The organism is Deltaproteobacteria bacterium (assembly GCA_016178705.1).
Lineage (GTDB): Bacteria > Desulfobacterota > Binatia > HRBIN30 > JACQVA1 > JACOST01.
This window is the reverse complement of the sequence record JACOST010000028.1, coordinates 694,153-716,045: the sequence shown is the minus strand read 5'-3', so window position 1 is coordinate 716,045 and position 21,893 is coordinate 694,153. Positions and strand designations below refer to the sequence as shown.

Genomic DNA, 21,893 nt, shown 5'->3' with positions numbered 1-21,893 from the left:
GTGAAGATCATTCCACCGGCGCCTGATTGACGCGATCGATCAGCATGCGCAGGCGGCCGTAGTGCATCCGATCGAAGCGAAACACCAGCCGCGGCAGGTGCAGGATCTCCGGCTCGTTGCGTTCCACCGATAAGGCGCGGCGCTGTTCGATGCCGCCGTCGACGATGATGTCGCCGAACTCGGCCGCAAGAGCCGCGAGGGAATCCGCCGGCAGCGGGGCATTGAGGCGGAGCACCAGGCGATCGCGCACGTAGCGCGAGGAGTGATACACACGATAGAAGTTCGTGATCTCCGCGACCGCGGCATCGACACTGTCGGTGACTTTGTAGAGCGCGAGATCCTCCTTCGCGATCATGCCGCGTTGCAAGATGTGTTCTTCGACGTAGCGCTGCCACGTCTTCCAGTACGTGCCACGTTTGCGGTCGAGCAGCACCAGCGGGATGGGCACGGTTTTCCCTGTTTGCATCAATGTGAGCGTTTCGAACCCTTCGTCGTGGGTTCCAAAACCGCCGGCGAAGAGCACGACCGCATGTGCTTCCTTGAGGAAGAAGAGTTTGCGGGTGAAGAAGTAGCGGAACTGGATCAGCTTGGGATCGCCTTCGATGTGTGGGTTGGCGTGCTGCTCGAACGGGAGCTGGATGTTGATGCCGAAGCTGCGCTCGCGCCCGGCGCCGCGCTGACACGCTTCCATAATGCCGCCGCCGGCGCCGGTGATGACCATGAAGCCGGCATCCGCGATGCGGCGCGCGAATTCTTCGGCGAGGCGAAACGTAGGATCGCCGGCCTGCGTGCGCGCCGAACCGAAGGTGCTGACCTTGCGCACGCCACGATACGGCGCGAACACACGAAACGCCTCGCGCATCTCGCTCAGCGCGGCGCTGGCGATCTTGAGATCACCGATACTCGCACCGTCAGCGAGCAAACGCTGCGCGGTAGCGATCAGCTCATCGACGTAACGTTGCGCAGAGTCGACACGCGGAGTGAGTGGAGGTTGGGCACGCATAAGCGAACTCTAGCAGAATCGGCACCCGGCAGGACACGGCGCAATCTCGTCTGCGACTACCAAATCCGCTCACGGCCTGCTTCAAGCAGAGAGAAATTGGTCGAGATCACCGGAGGTGGCTCAGCCGGATAGCCCAGCCTCGACCTCGCGACAATGGTTCGTCCCCACCGTGGGTCTGCAGGGGCGTTGTTAGAAGCGCTCTCTTGGAGGATCAGTTCGCGCATTGTGAACGTCCGGTCACGTGTTGTCTCGAAATCGGTGCTCGTGGCGAGCGTGCCCTCAACAGTGAACGGCAGATCCCCTACTACCGGCATCGAGCCTACCTCGCACACAGTCACAAACCAGCGGAGTTCCTCTGTCGAGAGCAAGGAACCTGCACCATGCGCAGCGCTGCCGGAAACCGACGGTCGATCGGCGTACCCGGCGTCCACAGTCATCGACCAATCCGTGGGTATGTGATTGATTGCAGCGACTCGCCCCCTCGTGATGGTGAGCTGCAGTGCCAAGATGCGCTCGTTCACATCTAATCGCACTTCGGGAAACGAGATGCGCCATGCGCGCATGCAATTTCCGTCAACGACGGAGCTGCGCAGGCGCGGAGACCAGAGGGCACAACCTGAAACCGCGACGACGAAAAGTGTAGTGAATGTGAGTTGGACGCGCATGCAATTCCTCTAACAACGATTCGGCCGGTCGGCCTAGTTGTCTTCATCCAGCGGCGGTCAGCCTAGCATCGCCACGGTTTCGACGACAAACAGATGCGGGTTGCTGGCTTGATAGCGACTTGGTCGGAAGCGGCGGCGGAGCGCCCGGTTGCGAGTGTGCTGCGTGTATACGGTCCGCACAGCAGACCCTCAATGGAACGCCTCTTCGTAGGGTCCGCTGCGCGGACGCGATTCACTCTTACTCCATCGCGGTCTCATCAAGATCGTCGAATCGCAGCGGTGTTGCCGGTCGCTCGCAGGCGCAAGCCCAGTTGGCGCGATACACTTGTAGACGCACCTTGCGATGAAACGACGAGTGCGGCCAGGCATGCGGACAGCGCACCAGTCCGTGCTTCACGGGATTGTAGTGGATGTAGTCGAAGTGCCGCGCCAGGTCCGTGTCGTCGCGGATCGCGTGCTCCCAAAACCGCCGTTGCCAAACCCCGCGTCGGCGATCTCGTTGATGCGACGCACTCTGCTGCTGTTCGACGCCACCCGCGGCGAGCCATGCCTGAGTGAAACGCTTCTTCACCAGTGCCCATCGTTTGGAGAAGTCCGAGTCGCCGTGCGGCAGCGACCAGATCGCGTGCAGATGGTCGGGCAGAAGTACGAACGCCTCGATGTGAAACGGCCAGCGCTGCTGGCACCCGTGAAGGGCTTCGCGCAAACATCGACGCGACACCTGGTCACACAGGAAGCCGGCGCGGTGCTCCGTCACCAACGTGAAGAAGAAGGTTCCACCAGGCACAACGGCGCGGCGATACCTGGGCATGGCCGGAGCGTAGCACAAGCGATGCGCACGGTCCGCACAGCGATGGGGGGATGGTCCGCGCAGCGGACCCTACGTCTGCACGTCTCTCCCGTAGAGTCCGCTGCGCGGACGCGTCCTTGTCGGGAGTAAACGTGGCCTACGCGTCGAGCAGAGCTTCCACTTCGCTCCATTCGGTCGCCGGCGCGGAACAGGTCATACGGCGGCAGACGTACACCGTCGACTTGCCGTCGCGTTGCGTCTTGCCGGCAAACTGTGTCGGCAACGACGCGCTGTGCGTGGGATCGACAACCGTCAGCGTGCGGTTCGGCAGATACGTGCCTCGGATTTTTCGTAGCAGTTCGTCACCTGCGTCGGCTGGCGTAACGACGACGATCTCGTGGGGTTGCTGGGTGTAGAAATCGAGCGCGCCGAGCATGTTCGCGAAGCCGAACGGTTGCTCGCGCATTTGCGCACCGAAAATTTGCAGCATCGCTTCGGCGCGGTCGAGATACTCGCGCTGCTCGGTGTAGTGATAGAGGCGCAGCAGGTTGCGCACCGCGACCGAGTTGCCCGACGGAATCGAGCCGTCGAACACCGGCTTGCTACGCACGATCAGCGCTTCGTGATCGTCGCTGGTGAAGAAGAACCCACCGGCCGCGTCGTCCCAGAAGTGCGCGAGCATCGACGCGGTGAGCGCGGCGGCGCGATCAAGGTAGCGCCGATTTTGGGTCGCTTCGAACACGTCGAGTAACGCGGCGACGAAGAACGCGTAGTCATCGAGGTAGCCGTTGAGTTTGGCAACGCCGTCCTTGTACGTGCTGAGCAGGCGATCGCCACGCGCCAGCGCCGACTCGATGAACGCGACGGCGTCCACTGCGACGCGGCGATAGTTCGAGTCGTCGAACACCTCGGCGGCCTTGGCGAACGCGCTGATCATCAGCGCGTTCCAGGCCGTGAGCACTTTCTCGTCACGCGCGGGCTTGATCCGCTGCTCGCGCGCCGCGAACAATTTGTCACGGCTATCGGCGAGCAGTTGTCGGACCTCGCCGGCATCGCGCCGGAACAATTTAGCTAGCTGCTCGATCTCCAGCGTGACGTGCAGGATGTTGCGATCCTCGAAGTTGCCCGCGTCGGTGACGTCCCAGTAGCGGCAGACGATCTCGGCGTTCTCCTCGCCGACCAGACGGCTCACCTCGGCGACATCCCAGACGAAGAACTTGCCTTCGACCCCTTCGCTGTCGGCATCTTGCGTCGAGTAGAAGCCGCCGGCCGGATCGCGCATCTCGCGGATCACATAGTCGAGCGTCTCGCGGGCGATGGTGGCGAAGAACGCGTCGCCGGTCAGTTGAAACGCGGCGAGGTAGAGCGGCACGAGCTGGGCGTTGTCGTACAGCATCTTTTCGAAGTGCGGCACCAGCCAGCGCTGGTCGACCGAGTAGCGATGGAAGCCGCCGCCGAGCTGATCGTAGATGCCGCCGCGCGCCATCGCGCGCAGCGTGTGCAGGACCATCTCGAGGTACCGCACGTCGCCGCTGGTGCGGTGGACGCGCAAGAATAATTCGAACACCGCTTCGTTGGGAAACTTCGGCGCTTGGCCGATGCCGCCGTGGGTCTCGTCGTAGGCGCGCGCCAACGCCGCCGCGGCTTGCGGCAACAACGCCGCGTCGGGCAACTGATTCGTCGATTGGCTCACCTCGGTCGCCTTCATCGCGTCCATGAGCTGCCCGACGTTCTTCTGCACATCCTCGGGCTTGTTGCGGTAAGCATCGGCGAGCGCGAGCAGCAAGCGCTTGAACCCCGGCAGACCGTGACGATCGTCGGGCGGAAAGTAGGTGCCGCCGTAGAACGGCTTGCCGTCGGGCGTGAGGAACACGGTCATCGGCCAACCGCCGCGGCCGGTGAGCAGTTGCACCGCGTTCATGTAGATGTGATCGACGTCGGGCCGCTCTTCGCGATCGACTTTGATGTTCACGAAGTGTTGATTCATCAGCGCCGCGGTCGCCTCGTCTTCAAACGACTCGTGCTCCATCACGTGACACCAGTGACACGCGGAGTAGCCGACGCTGAGCAGGATCGGTTTGCGGTCGCGGCGCGCCGTGTCGAACGCCTCCGCCCCCCACGCATACCAGTCGACCGGGTTGTGCGCGTGCTGGCGCAAGTACGGACTGGATTCGTGGATGAGACGATTGGTGTGTTGCGGCACAGGTGCTCCTTCGCGAAACGCCACCATCCGCTTTGCATCCGCACGGGTCAAGGTCGCGTGCCTTGAAGCGCGCATCGGTTCTCAGGTAGTGGATTCCCGAGGCCGCACACGGGAGTTCACCACGAAGGCACGAAGTACGAAGGGCGGATGTCGAAAATGCTCTAACGCTGAGGGTTCACAAATCTTTCCTTCGGCTGCCCTCTTCGTGTGCTTCGTGCTCTTCGTGGTGAAGGTTTTTCTGAAGCAAGGTAGCCGCACTTGACCGCACCACACAGCGCAACCTTTCACGTCGGGACCGCGTCGTGGACGGATCCGAGTCTGATCGCGTCCGCTGCTTTCTATCCGCCCGACGTGACGAGTGCGGAGGATCGGCTGCGATTCTACGCCGCGCAGTTCGACACTGTGGAAGTCGACGCGACGTATTACGCGCTGCTAGCGGAACGCAACGCGACGCTGTGGGCCGAACGGACGCCGAGTGACTTCACGTTTCATGTCAAAGCATTCGCGTTACTGACCACGCACGCCGCCGACACCAAGCGGCTACCGCGCGCGATCAAAGCATTGCTGTCGCCGGCGGAACTCGCCCAGCCGCGCCTGACGCGGCCGCGCGACGAGGTGCGCGACTTGGCCTTCGACATGTTCACGCGGGCGCTCGAACCGTTGCGCGCCGCCGGCAAGCTCGGGCAGATGGTGTTTCAATTTCCGCCGTGGTTCACCGCGACGCGCAAGAACGCCGACTACATCGAGCACTGCCGCGCCCGCCTGCCCGATGATGCGCTGGCGATCGAGTTCCGCCACGCCAGTTGGCTCGCGCCGACCCGGCAAGAACGCACGCTCGATTTCTTGCGCGACCACGGGCTCACGTACGTCATCGTCGACGAACCGCAGGTCGCCAACTCTGTGCCGCCGGTGTGCGCGCTCACCAGCGATGTCGGCTACGTGCGTTTCCACGGGCGCAACAAGGAGGCGTGGCAACAGAAGGGCATTTCCGCCGCCGAGCGCTACAAGTACCTCTACGCCGAGCGTGAGTTGGCCGAATGGACCGGGCGTTTGCGCGACCTCAAAGGCGCGCGCGCCGTCCACGCCGTCTTCAACAACTGCTACGCCAATTTCGGCGTGATGAACGCGACCACGATGAAGCAGATGCTGGTGAATCGTGAGTCGTGAGTCGGGAATCGTGAAACCGAAGTGTCGACACCAGTAGTCAACCGCACTCACGACTCCCGTGTCACCCTTCACGACTCACGATTCACGGTTCACGAATAAACCGCCTCCACTCGCCGGCGATCAGCCGCTCGTGCGGCAAGTAGTTCGCTTTGTACGACATCGACGCACAGGCGCCGACGTAGAGGCCGAGGTAGAGGTAGCCCAGGCCCCACTCTTTACACAGCTCGACCTGTTCGAGAATCGAGTACGCACCGGGGCTCAAGCGCTCGTACGCCGGATCGAAGAAACAGTACACGGCCGACAGCGCGTCGGCGGCACGATCGGCGATCGCCACGCCGACCAGCGCGCCCTGATAGCGGTAGGTCAACTCGATCGTGTCGGTGCAGGTGTCGACGAGGAACTGTTCGTACCCGTCCGCGTCGAGCAGCTCCTCGCCGCGGCGCAAGCCGCGCTCGATCTTGTGGCGGTTGTAGAGCGTCAGCTTCTCGCGCGTCAGCGTCGGCGTTCCGATCGCGGTCTGCAGTTGCGTCTGGCCGCGGCGAAGGATGCGCCGCTGAGTCTTGCTCGGCGTGAACGCCGGCACATCGATGCGGATCGGCTCGCACGCCCGGCAGGTGGGGCACGTCGGCCGATACAGCAACACCCCCTGGCGGCGATCGCCCGAGCGCAAACGTTGCGCGAACTCTTCGTGCGAAAGCGCGCGCGCCGGCAGCCGCAGCGGCAAGCGCGCGATCTCGTTTGGGAGGTACGGACATCGCAACGGTCCGTCGTGCACGACCTGCTCGCGCGGCGTGACCAGGCCCAATCGCTGGCCACCCGATGTTGGCGAGACGCCGGCACGCGGATCCATCATGGAAGTCTCATTGCCCGATCGGTCGGTCGGTGCAAGCGCGCCGACGGCTGGCTCCTCGGCGCTCGCAATTGTGCGGCTGAGCCCCCCTGTGTTACTGGCAAAGACTGAGACCGTTTCGGAGCCGGCCTTGGGGGAGGGTAATATGACACGAACGACGTGTAGATCCGCTCGCGCGCTGGTTGCCGCCATCGGCCTGTTGATGATGGCAAGTGGCTGCGGCAACCTCACCGGTATCTCCGCCACGCTGACCGCCGGTCCCGTGGGTGCGGTCGGCCAGAACCACACTTTCAACATCAAGGTTACGAACACCGCCGGTTGTGACCTGACCAGCGATCTCAGTCCGTTTCCGATTTTAATTCCCCCGGACCAGTTGTTCTTTCTCTTCATTCCCTTTGTGCCGATCACTGACGACTTGAACCGGGCGTGCAACGGCAACTTCACCCCTGGCCAGATTGCGCAGGGACAAGCGATGTTGGATTCGTTCATGCAGTCATCGCAGCAGCAACTGCCCAACCTCATCCAGCAAGCCGCGAGCGACGTGACCGGATGCGTTCCCGTCACGATGTCCGATGTCCAATTCTTCTTCTGCCTGTTGCAACTGCCCGGCAGCACGTGGAGCAACGGGCAGATGGCGCAAGGGACCGTGGCGCTGGCCCCGCAACACAACGGTGTATTCCGCGGCATCATCATGCCCGTTGCGAGAGCGGTCGATAAAACCATGTGCAGCGATCCGGACGTGAAGTCGAGCGGATTTGCCGACGCCGTCGCCTGCACGGATCGGATTACGGTCGGCCTCAACGCGGCGACGCCGGCCGCGTCGCCGTTGGCGTTGCTGGCGCTCGTCGTGTTCTTGAGCAGCGTCGGGTTCGTTGCGCTCCGACGCCTGTCGCCGCCCGGCTGACGGTCCGCGTGCGGCTTTGTACCCAGAGTCGCAAGGCTCGACCGGCGGCGGGCGCGGCAAATGAATTTGCGCGCTACAAGGAACACCAAGTCGCCCTTCGGCGACTCCCCACCCCACCCGAACAGCAGCCGCGGTGGTTGGGGAGCCTGCGAAGGCAGGCTTGGCGCATTTTGTAGGGCGCGGTTTCAACCGCTGCGCGGTCACGTCGAAGCGCTCGTATGAACTCCCTGTGCAAAGCCAGCCGCGCCGTCTCGATTCGATCGGCGCGTCCTTGACTAACGAACGTTAGTTTTGGCATAGCCAGTCTCCCGCGTCCCGAGGGAGACTGGCTATGCAGGCTGCTATCGACACAACCCCCGCGTCCTCACGGCGCTACGTGATCCAAGGCCGCACGATCACGCTGCCCGCCATCGTGCGTGATGCCAGCACCGGCAACGCGATCTTCATGGTGCCTGCGTCGGCCGCACAGGGCCTAGTCGGCGAGGGCTTCGAAGTGGTCGAGATGGCTCCGGGCCTGACCCAACTCATCCTTGGATTCGTCGACTACCGCGACAACGATCTCGGCGACTACAACGAAGTAATGATCATCTTCATGGTGCGTCCGAGAGGCGCGCCGCCCGAAACTGCCGGAACGTTCATCTACAAACTGCCGGTGAATCAGTCGTTCACCTGCGAAGCCGGCTGCACGATCTGGGGTTTTCCAAAGAGCGTCGAGCAGATCGATATCGAGTACCACAGCGATCGCGCGACCTGCACGCTGGTGATGGGCGGCCAACACGTCTTCACACTGACGGTACCACGCACGATCGCCGCCGATGCCGGAGCGCCGGACATGGAGATGACCACCTACACGTATCTCGATGGACCCACCGCGCTGCAGTTCATCACCGGCGGCGCGGCGGCGGTATCGTCGGGTGCCGACGGCGTGGCGCTCACGCTCGGTTCGCATCCGATCGCCGACGAACTGCGCAGCCTCGGTCTACCAACCGCACCGATGATGAGCACGTGGATGGAACACATGCACGGCTCGTTCGGTGCGCCGCGCAAGCTGTGAGCGAAGAGAGTTGCAGGCATCGTGATCACACATCCGCAGAATCCAAACATCCGACTCATTGATGGCGCCTTCTACGCGGGCGACGCACACACGCACTTCCACTGGATGCGTGAGCACGCGCCGGTATACTGGGACGAGGCTGGACAAGTCTGGGGCATCGCGTCGTACGCCGATGTGATGACGGTCTCAAAAGACCCACCCACGTTTTGCAGCAGCCAAGGGATGCGGCCCGATACACCGTCGATGCCCTACATGGTCAACCTCGATGATCCGCTGCACCGCCAGCGCCGCGCGCTGGTCAACAAGGGCTTCACCGTGCGTCGCGTCGCCGAACGCGAGCCGCGCTTGCGCGAGATTTGCGTCGACCTCATCGAGCGCGCCAAAGCGCGTGGCTGCTTCGATTTCGTGCGCGACCTCGCCGCCTGGCTACCGCTGATCGTGATCGGCGACATGCTCGGCGTGCAGCCTGACGCCTACGCCGATCTCCTGCGCTGGTCCGACGACATGCTCAGCTCCTCGGGGGTGATGATCCCCGAACGACTCGATCGCGCGCAGCAGGCCTTCCTCGAGTATCGCGAGTATCAGATGCGCGTGATCGCCGATCGCCGCGCGCGGCCGCCGCAAGATGATCTCGTCAGCGTCCTCGTGCACGCCGAGATCGACGGCGCGAAGCTCGACGATGACGCCCTGGTGATGGAGTCGCTATTGATCTTGATCGGCGGCGACGAGACCACGCGCCACGTCATCAGCGGCGGCATGTATCAGCTCTTCCACCACCCCGAGCAGCGCCGCACGTTGGCGCAGGTTCCGACGAAGATTCCGACCGCCGTCGAAGAGATGCTGCGCTGGGTCAGCCCGATCCAGAACATGGCGCGCACCGCAACGCGCGATGTCATGCTGCACGGCCAGCGCATCCGCCAGGGCGACAAGCTGCTGTTGCTCTACCCTTCGGCCAATCGCGATGCCGCCGTCTTCGGCCTGCCGCTCACTTTCAACGTCGCGCGGACGCCGAACGACCACGTGGCCTTCGGCTTCGGCGCGCACTACTGTCTGGGCGCGAGTCTGGCGCGGCTCGAGCTGCGCGTGCTGTTCGAAGAGTTGCTGGCGCGAATGCCCACGCTCGAACTCACGACCGATGCTCCGCCGCCGATGCGCGAATCCAACTTCATCACCGGCATCGAATCGCTCCCGGTCGAGTGGCGGGGCTAGCGGCGCAGGCAGGAGCACAAGGTTCTTTACACGAAGGCCCTCGATACGATCGCTTCGCGATCTACTCGGGCAAACGGATTTGAGACGAAGCGAGAAGAACATCCGGTTCCCCGAGTAGCGGCGCTGAGTAGAAGCCGCAGGCTTCGTATCGAAGCGTTGCGTATCGAGGGGCTCTTCCTTGGGCAAGCACGATTTCAGATACGGGGGACCGGCTCCGCCGCTGCGCGGCGCGAACCGTAGCGGCGCGAGTAGACCTCGGTGAACTCGGCGCCGATGAATAGAATCTGCGCCGAGTAGTAGATCCACAGCAACAGCACGACCAACGATCCGGCCGCGCCGTAGACCGATGCGGTGCCGGCACGTCCCAGGTACACCCCGATCAGCGTGCGGCCGACGCTGAAGAGCACTGCGGTGACCGCGGCACCGACCCACACGTCGCGCCAATGCAGTTCGACGTCGGGCAGCACCTTGTAGATCATCGCGAACAGCGAGGTCGTCAGGACAAACGAGAGCGCGGTGTTGAGCAGCGGCAACGCGCCGCTCAACTGCGGCAGGTGACGGGCGAGCAGGTCGTGCAGCGCCGCCAGGGCGGCACTCACCATCAACGACAAGAACAGCAACATCCCGATGCCGAGGATGAGGCCGAAGGAAGCCAAGCGCCGCCGCACCACACCACGCGGCGGTGTGCCATCGGCGACGATCGTGTCCCAGATCTGATTGAGCGAACTCTGCAACTGACCGAACACGCCGGACGCGCCGAACAGCATCGTGGCCAAGCTCACCGCGGTGGCGATGATCCCCGTCGCCGGCGAGCTGACCTCGCTGATCATCCCTTCAACGGTTCGCGCACTGTCGGGCCCGATGAGATCTTTGATCTTGGCGACCAGTTCGCCCTCCGCCACCGCACGGCCGAGCGCCAGACCGGCAATCGCGATGATGAGCACCAGCAGCGGCGCCATCGAGAACAGCGTGTAGTACGCCAGCGCCGCCCCGTGAGTCAGCGCGTTGTCGCGGCGCCACTCGCTGTAGACCTCGTTGAGAAAGTTCCCGATCGATTCCAGCACGATCGCAAGCCTGCGTTGCCCTGCGGTCTCAACCCGCATCGCCCGTCACGATTGACGGCGCAGCAGATCGCGAATCTCCGCCAACAACACTTCAGTGTTCGAGGGAGCAGCGGCGGGTGGCGGTTCCTTCTTGAGCGCGTTGATCACCTTCACCACCATGAACATCGCCCAGGCGATGATCAGGAAGTCGAACGAGGTCTGCACGAACTTGCCGTAGTTGAGCGTCACCGCCGGCGCCTTGTCCACCGCTTGCTTGAGGGTCACGTTCAGGTTGGTGAAGTCGACCCCGCCGATGACCAGCCCCAACGGCGGCATGAAGACATCGGCCACCAGGGACGAGACGATTTTGCCGAACGCACCGCCGATCACGACGCCCACAGCCATGTCGACCATGTTGCCCTTCACCGCGAATTCGCGGAACTCCTGCAGCATGCTCATCGCCCTCTCCTCTTTTGAATGTATTCGCTACGGACGCGCGATGTCCGGCAACCAGGTCGCAGGCTGCTGGTCGAAGAGTGTCTTGGCGTCCCAGTAGTCGCGCCACAGCGTGATCTTGCTGTCGCGGAACTTGAACACGGCGGCGACTTTCAACGTCGCGCGCTCACCCGTCGGGTGGTGCCACACCTCGGTGCGCTCGACCATGATGGTGTCGCCGCTTTCGAGCAACTCGTGGATGGTGGTGGGAATCCGTTCGAGCGTACCCAGACCAAGTTCGAGTTTGGCGCGAATGGCGTCGGGACCGATCGCGGTGGCCGCATCGTAGGGCACGTCGTCGTACACGCAGTCCGCGGTGCAGTGAGCGGCGACGGCCGCGAAGTCGAGGCGATCGAGATCCACAAACAACTGTCGCAAGCGATCGGCGTTTCGGCTCATCGAGTTCTCCGTCCGGCGCGCACGCGCGCGGCCAACTCGTAGCGAGCCGGACCGTCGAGGGCAAGTGCTCCCTTCATTGACGGGCGGCAACACGCCAGGACGAGGCGCGGTAGCTTGCGTTGGCTGCGGACATCTTGCGATAACCGGCGCGATGGTGAATCGGCGCTCAATCGTGGCGACGTTTTTGATCGCCGCTTACGACGCCGCGACCAAGTCGTGGGGCGTTGCGGTCCAGTCGCGCTTCCTCGCAGCCGGCAGTGTCGTGCCGTGGGCGCGCGCGGGCATCGGCGCGGTGGCGACTCAGGCGCTGGCCAATCCGCGCTACGGGCCGCTCGGCTTGGCCATGCTCGAACAGGAGATCCCTGCCGACGAAGTCGTCAGCGGATTGATCGGCGGCGATGGAGGTCGCGAGCTGCGCCAAGTCGGCGTGGTGGACCGGACGGGACGCGCCGCTGCGTTTACCGGCAACGAGTGCTTGCCGTGGGCCGGTCACATCATCGGCGACGGATTTTGCTGCCAAGGCAACATCCTCGCCGGCGAAGCCGTCGTTGGCGCGATGGCGCGCGCCATCGAACATCGCAGCGATTTGCCCTTCGCCGAGCGGCTGATCGCAGTGCTCGGCGCCGGACAAGCAGCGGGCGGCGACTGCCGCGGCCAGCAATCCGCCGCGTTGTTAGTGGTGCGCGCCCACGGCGGCATTGGCGGCTATAGCGATCGCGCCATCGATCTCCGTGTCGATGACCACTCCACGCCGATTGCCGAACTCCAGCGATTGCTCGGGCTCCATCGCGAGACCTTCGGTAACTCGTGATCCGTAGTAGTGGCAGCCCCCCCGAACGGAGTTGCTCACTCAGACCGAGGGCGCACCATAAGACGACCGGACGGCCATCATCGCTTTTGCTGAACTGGACGCACACAACTCAGCAGTACTCGCAAAGGATAGTGGACCGCCACTTTGCCCACTTTCCTTGCACCGCGCAATTTCTGGGCAGCGAATGATCCGTGCAGGCGTCACACCACGTGACAAAAAGTGCGGCAGTGCGTGGCACCTTAGTTGCTGTTTGCCTTGCGCGCCGCGTCAGAATACCCGATAGATCACGACTGGGCGTGATCACGAACTGCTTCGTCGGCGGGAAGCCGTCGCGGAGTGGGTTCGAGACTCCCGAAGGTCGCCCGACGGCCCAAGTGGATCAGCAACGAACAATCTATTCTGGGAATCGCACCCGTCAAATCCTGCAATGGCTGGCGGTGATGGCGGCGATGTTCAGTCTCGTTCTTCAAGGTTGCAGCGAAGGATGCCGTGGTAGTGGAGGGAGCTCGGATGGCGCGCAACTTACCCCCGCCGCGACGCCAGCCCCGCAGTCCCCGCCACCAACGGCGACCTTGTCTCCGCAAGGCGCCACCCCCACTAGCGCCACGCCCACACCGATTGAAAGCACACCAGGAAGTGGCAGCGGCCTGCAGGCTCTCTGGGAGCAACCCGGCGGCGCGCTCCTGCCCGACATCCCTGCCGCCGTACAGACCATCCGGATCGCGTTTGAATCCGCGGCCGGACCGAAGTGCTGCGTCGCCATCAATCTGGCGCGTATACCGTCTGGGGAGCAAATCGTGTTGACCAATCTCACTCTGGGCCCGGCAAGTCTCACGATCGCTGGCTTCTCAACCGCCGACGCCACCACCGTGCCCGGGATCACCGAGCAGTGTTCGACGACACCAGCGGGCATTGCCGAACCCTGTAGCCCCTCGGCGATCTTGCCTCCGGCTTATCTGAGCGCCGCCACCGCAGTCACCATTCTACCGGGTGGGGGTGCCAGCGGTGATGACGTTCACATACTCGCTTTCCCGTTCTTCTTGAATCTGAGCCCGGCCCCCAATCAATCGATTCCCAATCCCGCGCCGTTGAGCTTCACCGTGGTCGACGCGGTGGATGAAATCGATCCCAGTTCGATCCGGCTGGACGTCACCCAAGCCGGGCTACCCGACGGTTTGCCAGTATCCCTCAATCTGACCGCATGCGACGATTCAACCTCGACACCCTGCAGTCCGGGCGCTGCACTTCAAGTGAAGGGATTTCACGCAACCGCGTCGCCCCTGGATCTCGCCGTCGGTGCTGCGCAACCTTACATTCAGGCACAAGCCCTGACCACTCCACCTCGGAGCTCCGATCTCACGTACACGTTCAACGTCCTGGCCGGCGTGCCCAGCTCGACTCCCACCGATACGCCAACGTCGACGCCGACTCACACCGCGACGCTAACCCAAACGGCCACGCCAACCTCGACTCCGACTCACACCGCGACGCTGACCCCGACGTCGACGCCAACGGCCACGCCAACTCACACACCGACGCTAACGCCAACGGACACGGCAACGTCCACCTCGACGCCAACCGCGACGCCGACTCACACGCCGACACTGACGCCAACTCATACGCCGACGCTGACGCCGACGGCCACGCCAACGTCGACCCCGACTCAGACGCCCACGCTGACCCCGACGGCCACACCAACCGCGACGTCAACTCACACCCCGACGCTGACCCCGACAGCCACACCAACCGCGACGCCGACTCACACGCCGACGCTGACGCCAACGGCGACGCCAACGTCGACCCCAACTCACACGCCGACACTAACCCCGACCGCCACGCCAACCTCGACGCCAACTCGCACCGCGACGCTGACCCCGACGGCCACGCCAACCTCGACGCCAACGCTGACCCCGACCGCCACCGCAACCGCGACGCCGACTCACACGCCGACGCAGACGCCGACGACCACGCCAACGTCGACCCCAACTCACACGCCGACACTGACCCCGACCGCCACGCCAACCTCGACGCCAACGCTGACCCCGACCGCCACCGCAACCGCGACGCCGACTCACACGCCAACGTCGACCCCAACTCACACGCCGACACTGACCCCGACCGCCACGCCAACCTCGACCCCCACTCACACCCCGACGCAGACGCCGACGGCCACACCAACGTTGACTCCAACTCGCACCCAGACGGCGACCCCAACGGCCACACCAACATCGACGCCCACTCACACCGCGACGCTGACGCCAACGGCCACGCCAACCTCGACGTCGACTCGCACTCCGACATTGACCCCGACGGCTACGCCCACTTCGACTCCGACCAACACCCCGACGTTGACGCTGACGGCCACGCCAACGTCGACGCCGACTCGTACCCCGACATTGACCCCGACGGTCACACCGACGTCGACGCCGACTCACACGCCGACGCTGACCCCGACGGCCACCCCGACGTCGACTCCAACTCGCACCCCGACGTCGACCCCAACGGCCACACCAACATCGACGGCCACTCACACCCCGACACTGACGCCGACGGCGACACCAACTCGCACGCCGACGCTGACCCCAACGGCCACACCAACATCGACTCCGACCAACACCGCGACGCTGACGCCGACGGCCACCCCGACGGCGACGCCCACTCACACCCCGACGGCGACGCCCACTCACACGCCGACGGCGACACCAACTCGCACGCCGACGTCGACCCCAACGACCACACCAACATCGACTCCGACCAACACCGCGACGCAGACGCCGACGGCCACCCCGACTTCAACGCCGACCGACACCCCAAGTGCAACGCCAACGGATACACCCACCGCAACGCCGACTCACACGCCGACAGCAACACCAACGGCGACCCCGACCGATACGCCAACCGCGACGCCCACTGACACACCGACGGCGACCCCAACGAGCACACCAACTCACACCCCGACGTTGACCCCGACGTCAACACCAACAGCGACCCCGACCGATACGCCAACCGCGACGCCCACCGACACACCCACGGCGACTCCAACGAGCACACCGACTCACACGCCGACGCTGACGCCGACCGCCACGCCAACGGATACGCCCACCGCCACGCCGACTCACACGCCGACAGCAACACCAACGGCGACCCCGACCGATACGCCAACAACGACGCCCACTGACACACCGACGGCGACCCCGACGAGCACACCAACTCACACGCCGACGCTGACGCCGACCGCCACGCCAACGGATACGCCCACCGCCACGCCGACTCACACGCCGACAGCAACACCAACGGCGACCCCGACCGATACGCCAACCACGACGCCCACTCACACCCCGACACTGACGCCAACGTCGACTCCAACTCGCACGCCGACGCTGACCCCAACGGCCACACCAACATCGACTCCGACCAACACCGCGACGCAGACGCCGACGGCCACCCCGACGGCGACGCCCACTCACACGCCGACTCACACCCCGACAGCAACACCAACGGCGACCCCGACCGCTACGCCAACGGCAACACCGACCAGCACGCCGACGAGCACCGCAACCGCGACGCCCACTCAGACTGCGACAGCCACGCCGACTGCTACGCCAACGGCCACCCCGACGAGTACGCCGACGGCGACGCCGACGCGGACCGCGACTGCGACACCAACCAGCACGCCGACGAACACGAACACGCCGACGGCAACACCGACCAGCACGCCCACGCGGACGCCGACGAACACCCCGACGCGGACCCCAACGAATACCCCGACGGCGACGCCGACCAGCACGCCGACGCCGACGGGCACCCCGACGCGGACACCGACGCCGACGAGCACCCCGCTCCCGGTTGCGGATTGCAGAACGCCGGTCGCTGCGAACTGTGTCAATGACAACTCGGTCCCCGGCGGTGTGGGCAACATCGCGTGGGCGAATCCTGGCAACGCCGCGACCACGAACGCCGTCTATGGGACATCGGCGCTCAGCGCTTCGCAAAACACGCAATACCTCAAGTGCACCAATTTCGGCTTCAGCATCCCGAGCGGAGATGTGATCTTAGGTATCCAGGTCACGTGGATCGTGAACGAGATTACGCTCCGCCGTCTCCGCGTCTTTGACGAGTCGGTGCGCCTCGTGAAGGGAGGGACGGTCCAAGGCAATAACAATGCGGATGCCACCGTTTGGCCAACGACCGATACATCAAAGACCTACGGAACGGCCACGGACCTATGGGGGCTGGTCTGGACCGACGTCAATGTCAACGCCGCCACCTTTGGTGCCGCGCTTTCGGCTCAGCAAATTGGCGGGATCAGCAGCCGGACCGCTCGAGTGGACAGTGTCCAGATTTGCGTGACGCACATGCCGCCGTCCGCCGGAATGTGAGAGCGATGGCGAACCGGTTTACCGCCATTGCTCTCGTGGGAGCGCTCCTGACATCGCAGCTTGCGCTCGCCACTGAGCGATCGCAGCTCCTGACCTCGCGCGGTCTGGTCGAATTGAATGCGGCACACTACTCCGAAGCACTGGCGCTCCTCGACCAGGCGGTTGCCGACGATGAGGCCGACGTCTATGCGCGCTACTACCGCGCCGTCGCTCGGTCGCGCTTGCACGACAACGAAGGCGCCATTGCCGACCTGCGCGTCGTTCTGGCGGCCAAGCCCGACCTTCATCTAGCGGCGCTCGATCTCGGCGTCGCCCTAATCGAGACGCAGCAATATCGCGACGCGCTTCCCTGGCTCGAGCAGGCGCAAGCCGACCATGAACTCAACACCCGGGCTTCACTCTTCCTCGGACTCGCGCAGCTCCGTTTGAGACAAATGCAGGAGGCCCGACAAAATTTTCAACGCGCTGCCGAGAGTCCCAAGGAACACTTAGCCGCCACATATTACCTAGGAGTCGTCGACTATCAGACTGGCAACTGGTCGGCGGCGAGGGAGAGCTTCTCCTACGTCGTCGCCACGGATCGGGATTCCGCAGTCGGTCATGAGGCGGCGGCATTCTTGAGCGCGCTCGGCCAGCGCGAACGTCGTCGCTATGGGCTCTATGGCGGCATCGGATTGCAGTACGATAGCAATGTCATCCTCGCGCCGTCCGGGAACTCCGGTACGGCTGAGGATATCCTCGGCGTCAGCCACCAAGACGACGGCCTGACGGTCTTCACCGTTGGTGGAACGGCGGTGCCCTGGCAGACCGACGACGTGACCCTGTCCGTGGGCTACGACTTCTTTCAGAGTGTGCACTTCAACCTGCACGAGTTCGACTTGCAGGACGATGGCCCGAGCTTGCAACTTGCGGGCGAGATCGCCGGCGTACGGCTCGGTCTGCTGGGCCGTTACGACTACTATCTCCTCGGCAGCCAGAGCTTTCTGCAGCAGGCGACGGCTGTTCCCTGGCTGTCCGTCCCATTGGGAAACTTTGGCCGAACCGATCTGTCGTTCGACGTCATCCGTCGGGACTACAAGCAGCGCGCCTACAGCGTCCTGGATGCTTTTCATTACGCAGTGGCTGTGCAACAGTACATGTACTTTGGATCCAGCAACCGATACCTGTCGCTCGGATACCAATTTGATCGGGACGATCCAGTGATCAGCCAACGCCTGGTACAAGAAGGCGAGTTCACCGAGGCGGCCGCTGAAAGCTTCGGCTACCACGGCGACGAAGTGAACGTGGGGGTCGGCCTACCGTTGCCGGCTGACGTGACAACGGTGCTGACGTATTCGTTCCGTCACGAGGTGTACGCAGAAGAAAGCGGGATGTTTACCCCATCGGGTAACCGGCGCCGCGATAACGAGCACGTGGTCATTCTGGCCGCGCGTCGCGAGCTGTGGGAGCACGTGGCTTTGACAGCCGCGTTCTTGGCGGACTTCAACGGCTCCAACAATCCGTCTTACGAATACGATCGCCAGATCGTGTCACTCGGCATCGAGGGGAGGTATTAGCCCATGGGTCATCTTGAAATACGCAGAATGCGACGGGTCAGACTTCTCGCGACCTTCACGCTACTCATCGCTATTGCTCTGCCGGCAGCGGCCACAGAGATCGGTACGGTGGCCGCGATGGAAGGCAGCGCCGAGATCGGTCGGGATGAGGAATGGACACCCGCGACCGTCGGCGCACCGATCCAGGAGAAGGACGAGCTTCGCACCGGCCGGCCAGGCCACCTCAAAGTCGTCTTCCAGGACGACAGTGTGATCATCCTGAGCGATGATTCGCACCTGACCGTCGACCGACAGGTTTTCAACTCGAAGGAGGGTGAGGCGGATTCGGCGTTCGGTCTCCTCCAGGGCAAGGTGCACGCGCTGGTCAACTCCTACTATGGCCGGCTGGGCACGAGATTCGAAGTCAAGTCCTCGACTGCCGTAGCCGGGGTCCGCGGCACCGAGTTTCTGATGACTTACGATCCCGAAACTGACTTGACCGAGGTCATCGGGATCACTGGGGCCGTCTCCGTCCACAGCGCGGCGGACCCTACCGGGCCCGGCGTATTGATCACGGCAAGTGAGGCGACCAACGTTCCGGCCGGCGGACTGCCGAGCGAGCCTGAGAAATTGGATGACAAGACCTTCAAACGATACTTGCAGGGCACCGATTTCATCAGCATCGGTGCGGCCGGTTTGAGCACTGGTCATCAAATCGTTGCAGGGGCGGGTGTACCACAGCCGGATCGCGGCCCCGTCCTTGCCGCTGGTCCAGAGCCGATCGGCTTGGCGAACAACGGCGCGGGCGGCATCGCGCAAGGCCCCAACGCCAGCGACCTCCTCGGCCAGCCTCCAGCCTCCGTGAAAGCCATGACTGGGAGCCTCGGGATCAACGTCGGCAACCCTCACTGAGGCCCCTGGCGACCGACCCGACTTCGGCAGCGTTCGGTCTGAAGTACGAAATCTTCCGAACGGTGATCCTTCGTAAGACAGACAGCCGGGCACTGTGTTACCGCGGCAGCAGAAAATACAACTCCCCCGGTGCGCGCATTCCGCTGGCGATTGCGGCGGCGGTATCGCCCGTGCCCCAGAATACGTCGAGGCGGTGATCGCCCGTGATGGTGGCGCCCGTGTCTTGCACGAAGGCGAGCCGCGATAGCCCTGCCGCGCCACCTTCACTCGCGGTCTTCAACAGGACCAGCGCGCCCGTCGGATAGATGTGCGCATCGGCGGCGAGCGATCGCCCCGCGGTCAACGGCACCGCCAGGCTGCCGACCGGCCCCGCCGGCACGGTGCGAAAGAATATGTAGCGCTCGTTGCGCTGCACCAGCGCGTCGCGCTCGTCGGCGTGCGCGCGCAGATAGTCCTTGAGCGATGCCAGCGACACGTGCTCGGCCGACAACTTGCCAGCGTCGACTAACGCGCGGCTAATGCTGGTGTACGGCCGGCCATTGGAGCCGTTGACGCTGATGTGGACATGGACTCCGTCGTCGAAGTGCAGCAGCGCCGATCCCTGCAAATGTAGAACGAAAACTTCGACCGGATCATCGAGCCACGCGATCACTGCCGCGTGGCCGTCGATGGCACCGGCGTCGATCTCGGCGCGGCTGCAGTACGGCACCAACTGCCCGTCGCGCACGCGACCGACCCCGCGTTTGTCTCCACACGTCGGGCAGAACGTGGATAGCTCGACCTCCACCAGATCGTCGGGCAATGCGTACAACGGATAGCGAAAGCGTCCGCCGCGCCGCCGCCGCGCTTCCAACTCGGGTTCGTAGTAACCGGTGACCAACAGCGGCTGCGACGGCGTCGCCTTGGTCAGTACAAAGCGGTCGCACAGTGCCGCGACGTCGCCTGGCTTGAGCGGCTGAGCGAACAGCGACTCGATGACGCTGCGCAGCCCGCGCACGCTGACGGTGCGATCGAGCAGCGGTAGCGCGCGATCTTCCGGCAGCCGCCGGTAGTACTCCAGACTCTGTTCGGCCGCTCGCGGCACGGTCGAGAGATCGGCCTGATCAATCAACTCAGTGCGGCACTCGTCGCGCGACAGCGGGCGCAGCGCCGCCGATTTTTGCGACGCCACGTGCTCGACCAACGTGCACTGCGGCAGCAACAGTCCGAGTGAGAGTCCGAAGGAGACTAACTGCGAGCGGAAGTGGGTCACGGCTTCGCGTACACGCCGCTCGCCGCCGCCACCGCCGCGCCGGCCGTTACGCGGTAGCCGTGCCGCGGCAGCAATTGCTCGAGCGCGCTGAGCACCGTGAGGACGTTGGCGGCGGTGCTCGATTCGCCCATCAGACCGATGCGCCAGGTCTTGCCTTTCAACGCGCCCAGCCCGCCGCCGATCTCGATGCTGAACTCATCGAGCAGCGCGCGCCGCACCGCCGCGTCGTCCACTCCATCAGGGATGCGCACGCTGTTGAGCATCCACAGTTGATGCCCCTCTTGCGACGCCAACTCGATGCCAATCGCCGCCAGGCCCGCCTTGAGCGCGCGGTGATTGCGTTCGTGCCGGCGCCAGCGCGCTTCGAGGCCTTCCTCATCGACCAGTCGCAGCGCTTCGAGCAACGCGTAGTTCATCGAGATCGGTGCGGTGTGATGGTAGACGCGCTCCTCGCCCCAGTACTGCGCGATCATGGTCAGGTCGAGGTACCAACTCTGCACCTTGGTCTTGCGGCGCTTGAGCGCGTCGAGCGCGCGTGGGCTGAACGAAATCGGCGACAGGCCGGGCGGACAGCTCAAACACTTCTGCGTGCCGCTGTAGCAAGCGTCGACGCTCCACTCGTCGAGACGCACCGGGCAGCCGCCGAGCGAAGTGACCGCGTCGACGGCGAACAACGCGCCGGCTGCGTGGGTCAGCGTACTGATGTCATCGAGCGGCTGCCACGCGCCGGTCGAGGTCTCGGCGTGCACCACGACCACCAGCTTGGGCGCCTTGCTGCGCTTGAGCGCGGCCGCAATGTCCGCCGGATCGATGATGCGCCCCCACGGCGCCTCGACCTTCACCACGGTGCCGCCGCAACGTCCGACGATGTCGGTCATGCGTGTGCCGAAAACGCCGTTGACCCCGACGATCACTTCGTCGCCTGGCTCGATCAGATTCACCAGGCACGCTTCCATTCCGGCGCTGCCGGTACCGGAGATGGGAATCGTCAGCTCGTTCTGAGTTTGAAACACGGCACGCAGCAGTCGCTTGCTCTCCTCCATGATGTCGAGGAACGCCGGATCGAGGTGGCCGACCAGCGGCATGCTGAGCGCGCGCAGCACTCGCGGATGCACCATGCTGGGTCCGGGACCGAGTAAGGTCCGCAATGGCGGTGACGCGTAAGTCTTCATGATCCTCCGAGCTGCGCTTGAGCTTTTATCGGGGGGTGGGTAAGCGTGTC

General features: G+C 64.1%; 18 protein-coding genes. 9 read left to right on the top strand and 9 right to left on the bottom strand.

The window, feature by feature from the left end; all coding sequences use genetic code 11:
• Positions 1–7 precede the first annotated feature (7 nt).
• The 3 genes from HYR72_20205 to HYR72_20195 all read right to left on the bottom strand — a co-directional run bounded on the left by HYR72_20205 (position 8) and on the right by HYR72_20195 (position 4,688).
• Complete coding sequence (locus HYR72_20205; protein MBI1817302.1) at positions 8–1,003, bottom strand: LOG family protein; 996 nt, start codon at positions 1,001–1,003, stop codon at positions 8–10.
• Positions 1,004–1,906: 903 nt separating this feature from the next.
• Entirely contained in the window at positions 1,907–2,479 is a 573-nt protein-coding gene (locus HYR72_20200) for a transposase (GenBank protein MBI1817301.1), read from the bottom strand.
• 136 nt (positions 2,480–2,615) lie between these two features.
• Positions 2,616–4,688 (bottom strand): thioredoxin domain-containing protein, encoded by a 2,073-nt coding sequence (locus tag HYR72_20195; protein ID MBI1817300.1) that lies wholly within the window; start codon positions 4,686–4,688, stop codon positions 2,616–2,618.
• 231 nt (positions 4,689–4,919) lie between these two features.
• Between HYR72_20195 and HYR72_20190 the strand changes: the two genes are divergently transcribed.
• Positions 4,920–5,828, top strand: coding sequence for a DUF72 domain-containing protein (locus HYR72_20190; GenBank protein ID MBI1817299.1), 909 nt, complete (start codon positions 4,920–4,922; stop codon positions 5,826–5,828).
• 82 nt (positions 5,829–5,910) lie between these two features.
• Here HYR72_20190 and HYR72_20185 read toward each other — a convergent pair whose 3' ends face one another.
• Entirely contained in the window at positions 5,911–6,678 is a 768-nt protein-coding gene (locus HYR72_20185; GenBank protein MBI1817298.1) for an arginyltransferase, read from the bottom strand.
• 145 nt (positions 6,679–6,823) lie between these two features.
• On the opposite strand from HYR72_20185, the gene HYR72_20180 reads away from it, so the two are divergent.
• The 3 genes from HYR72_20180 (at position 6,824) to HYR72_20170 (ending at position 9,845) form a co-directional block, all read left to right on the top strand.
• Positions 6,824–7,582, top strand: coding sequence for a hypothetical protein (locus HYR72_20180; GenBank protein ID MBI1817297.1), 759 nt, complete (start codon positions 6,824–6,826; stop codon positions 7,580–7,582).
• 331 nt (positions 7,583–7,913) lie between these two features.
• Positions 7,914–8,636: an acetoacetate decarboxylase family protein gene (locus HYR72_20175; GenBank protein ID MBI1817296.1), complete on the top strand. Its 723-nt coding sequence runs from the start codon at positions 7,914–7,916 to the stop codon at positions 8,634–8,636.
• A gap of 105 nt (positions 8,637–8,741) precedes the next feature.
• On the top strand, positions 8,742–9,845 hold the full coding sequence (locus tag HYR72_20170) for a cytochrome P450 (protein ID MBI1817295.1): 1,104 nt from the start codon (positions 8,742–8,744) through the stop codon (positions 9,843–9,845).
• Positions 9,846–10,039: 194 nt separating this feature from the next.
• Here HYR72_20170 and HYR72_20165 read toward each other — a convergent pair whose 3' ends face one another.
• From HYR72_20165 to HYR72_20155, 3 genes are read right to left on the bottom strand one after another with little or no spacing between them, the layout of a single operon-like run.
• Entirely contained in the window at positions 10,040–10,909 is an 870-nt protein-coding gene (locus HYR72_20165; protein MBI1817294.1) for a YihY/virulence factor BrkB family protein, read from the bottom strand.
• Between the two features lie 45 nt (positions 10,910–10,954).
• On the bottom strand, positions 10,955–11,347 hold the full coding sequence (mscL, locus tag HYR72_20160; GenBank protein ID MBI1817293.1) for a large-conductance mechanosensitive channel protein MscL: 393 nt from the start codon (positions 11,345–11,347) through the stop codon (positions 10,955–10,957).
• A 27-nt stretch (positions 11,348–11,374) separates the two neighbouring features.
• Complete coding sequence (locus HYR72_20155; protein ID MBI1817292.1) at positions 11,375–11,782, bottom strand: nuclear transport factor 2 family protein; 408 nt, start codon at positions 11,780–11,782, stop codon at positions 11,375–11,377.
• Between the two features lie 151 nt (positions 11,783–11,933).
• On the opposite strand from HYR72_20155, the gene HYR72_20150 reads away from it, so the two are divergent.
• The 5 genes from HYR72_20150 (at position 11,934) to HYR72_20130 (ending at position 19,419) form a co-directional block, all read left to right on the top strand.
• Positions 11,934–12,593 (top strand): DUF1028 domain-containing protein, encoded by a 660-nt coding sequence (locus tag HYR72_20150; protein MBI1817291.1) that lies wholly within the window; start codon positions 11,934–11,936, stop codon positions 12,591–12,593.
• A 1,201-nt stretch (positions 12,594–13,794) separates the two neighbouring features.
• Positions 13,795–15,507, top strand: coding sequence for a hypothetical protein (locus HYR72_20145; protein ID MBI1817290.1), 1,713 nt, complete (start codon positions 13,795–13,797; stop codon positions 15,505–15,507).
• A 46-nt stretch (positions 15,508–15,553) separates the two neighbouring features.
• Entirely contained in the window at positions 15,554–16,972 is a 1,419-nt protein-coding gene (locus HYR72_20140) for a hypothetical protein (GenBank protein MBI1817289.1), read from the top strand.
• 5 nt (positions 16,973–16,977) lie between these two features.
• Entirely contained in the window at positions 16,978–18,528 is a 1,551-nt protein-coding gene (locus HYR72_20135; GenBank protein MBI1817288.1) for a tetratricopeptide repeat protein, read from the top strand.
• Between the two features lie 27 nt (positions 18,529–18,555).
• Positions 18,556–19,419 (top strand): FecR domain-containing protein, encoded by an 864-nt coding sequence (locus HYR72_20130; protein ID MBI1817287.1) that lies wholly within the window; start codon positions 18,556–18,558, stop codon positions 19,417–19,419.
• Positions 19,420–19,516: 97 nt separating this feature from the next.
• Here HYR72_20130 and HYR72_20125 read toward each other — a convergent pair whose 3' ends face one another.
• Both HYR72_20125 and HYR72_20120 read right to left on the bottom strand, forming a co-directional pair.
• Positions 19,517–20,671 carry an MltA domain-containing protein gene (locus tag HYR72_20125; GenBank protein ID MBI1817286.1) on the bottom strand — a complete coding sequence of 385 codons (1,155 nt, stop codon included), beginning with the start codon at positions 20,669–20,671 and terminating at the stop codon, positions 19,517–19,519.
• Complete coding sequence (locus HYR72_20120; protein ID MBI1817285.1) at positions 20,668–21,843, bottom strand: alanine--glyoxylate aminotransferase family protein; 1,176 nt, start codon at positions 21,841–21,843, stop codon at positions 20,668–20,670. Before HYR72_20120 ends, HYR72_20125 begins: the two co-directional genes overlap by 4 nt.
• Positions 21,844–21,893: the final 50 nt, after the last annotated feature.

Excerpts from the sequence above, each read along its gene's own strand:
- HYR72_20200 (MBI1817301.1), bottom strand. The coding sequence starts at position 2,479 with ATGCCCAGGTATCGCCGCGCCGTTGTGCCTGGTGGAACCTTCTTCTTC.
- HYR72_20175 (MBI1817296.1), top strand. The coding sequence starts at position 7,914 with ATGCAGGCTGCTATCGACACAACCCCCGCGTCCTCACGGCGCTACGTG.
- HYR72_20185 (MBI1817298.1), bottom strand. The coding sequence starts at position 6,678 with ATGGATCCGCGTGCCGGCGTCTCGCCAACATCGGGTGGCCAGCGATTG.
- HYR72_20135 (MBI1817288.1), top strand. The coding sequence starts at position 16,978 with ATGGCGAACCGGTTTACCGCCATTGCTCTCGTGGGAGCGCTCCTGACA.
- HYR72_20205 (MBI1817302.1), bottom strand. The coding sequence starts at position 1,003 with ATGCGTGCCCAACCTCCACTCACTCCGCGTGTCGACTCTGCGCAACGT.
- HYR72_20195 (MBI1817300.1), bottom strand. The coding sequence starts at position 4,688 with ATGGTGGCGTTTCGCGAAGGAGCACCTGTGCCGCAACACACCAATCGT.
- HYR72_20180 (MBI1817297.1), top strand. The coding sequence starts at position 6,824 with ATGACACGAACGACGTGTAGATCCGCTCGCGCGCTGGTTGCCGCCATC.
- mscL (MBI1817293.1), bottom strand. The coding sequence starts at position 11,347 with ATGAGCATGCTGCAGGAGTTCCGCGAATTCGCGGTGAAGGGCAACATG.
- HYR72_20150 (MBI1817291.1), top strand. The coding sequence starts at position 11,934 with ATGGTGAATCGGCGCTCAATCGTGGCGACGTTTTTGATCGCCGCTTAC.
- HYR72_20130 (MBI1817287.1), top strand. The coding sequence starts at position 18,556 with ATGCGACGGGTCAGACTTCTCGCGACCTTCACGCTACTCATCGCTATT.
- HYR72_20120 (MBI1817285.1), bottom strand. The coding sequence starts at position 21,843 with ATGAAGACTTACGCGTCACCGCCATTGCGGACCTTACTCGGTCCCGGA.
- HYR72_20145 (MBI1817290.1), top strand. The coding sequence starts at position 13,795 with ATGCGACGATTCAACCTCGACACCCTGCAGTCCGGGCGCTGCACTTCA.
- HYR72_20155 (MBI1817292.1), bottom strand. The coding sequence starts at position 11,782 with ATGAGCCGAAACGCCGATCGCTTGCGACAGTTGTTTGTGGATCTCGAT.
- HYR72_20170 (MBI1817295.1), top strand. The coding sequence starts at position 8,742 with ATGCGTGAGCACGCGCCGGTATACTGGGACGAGGCTGGACAAGTCTGG.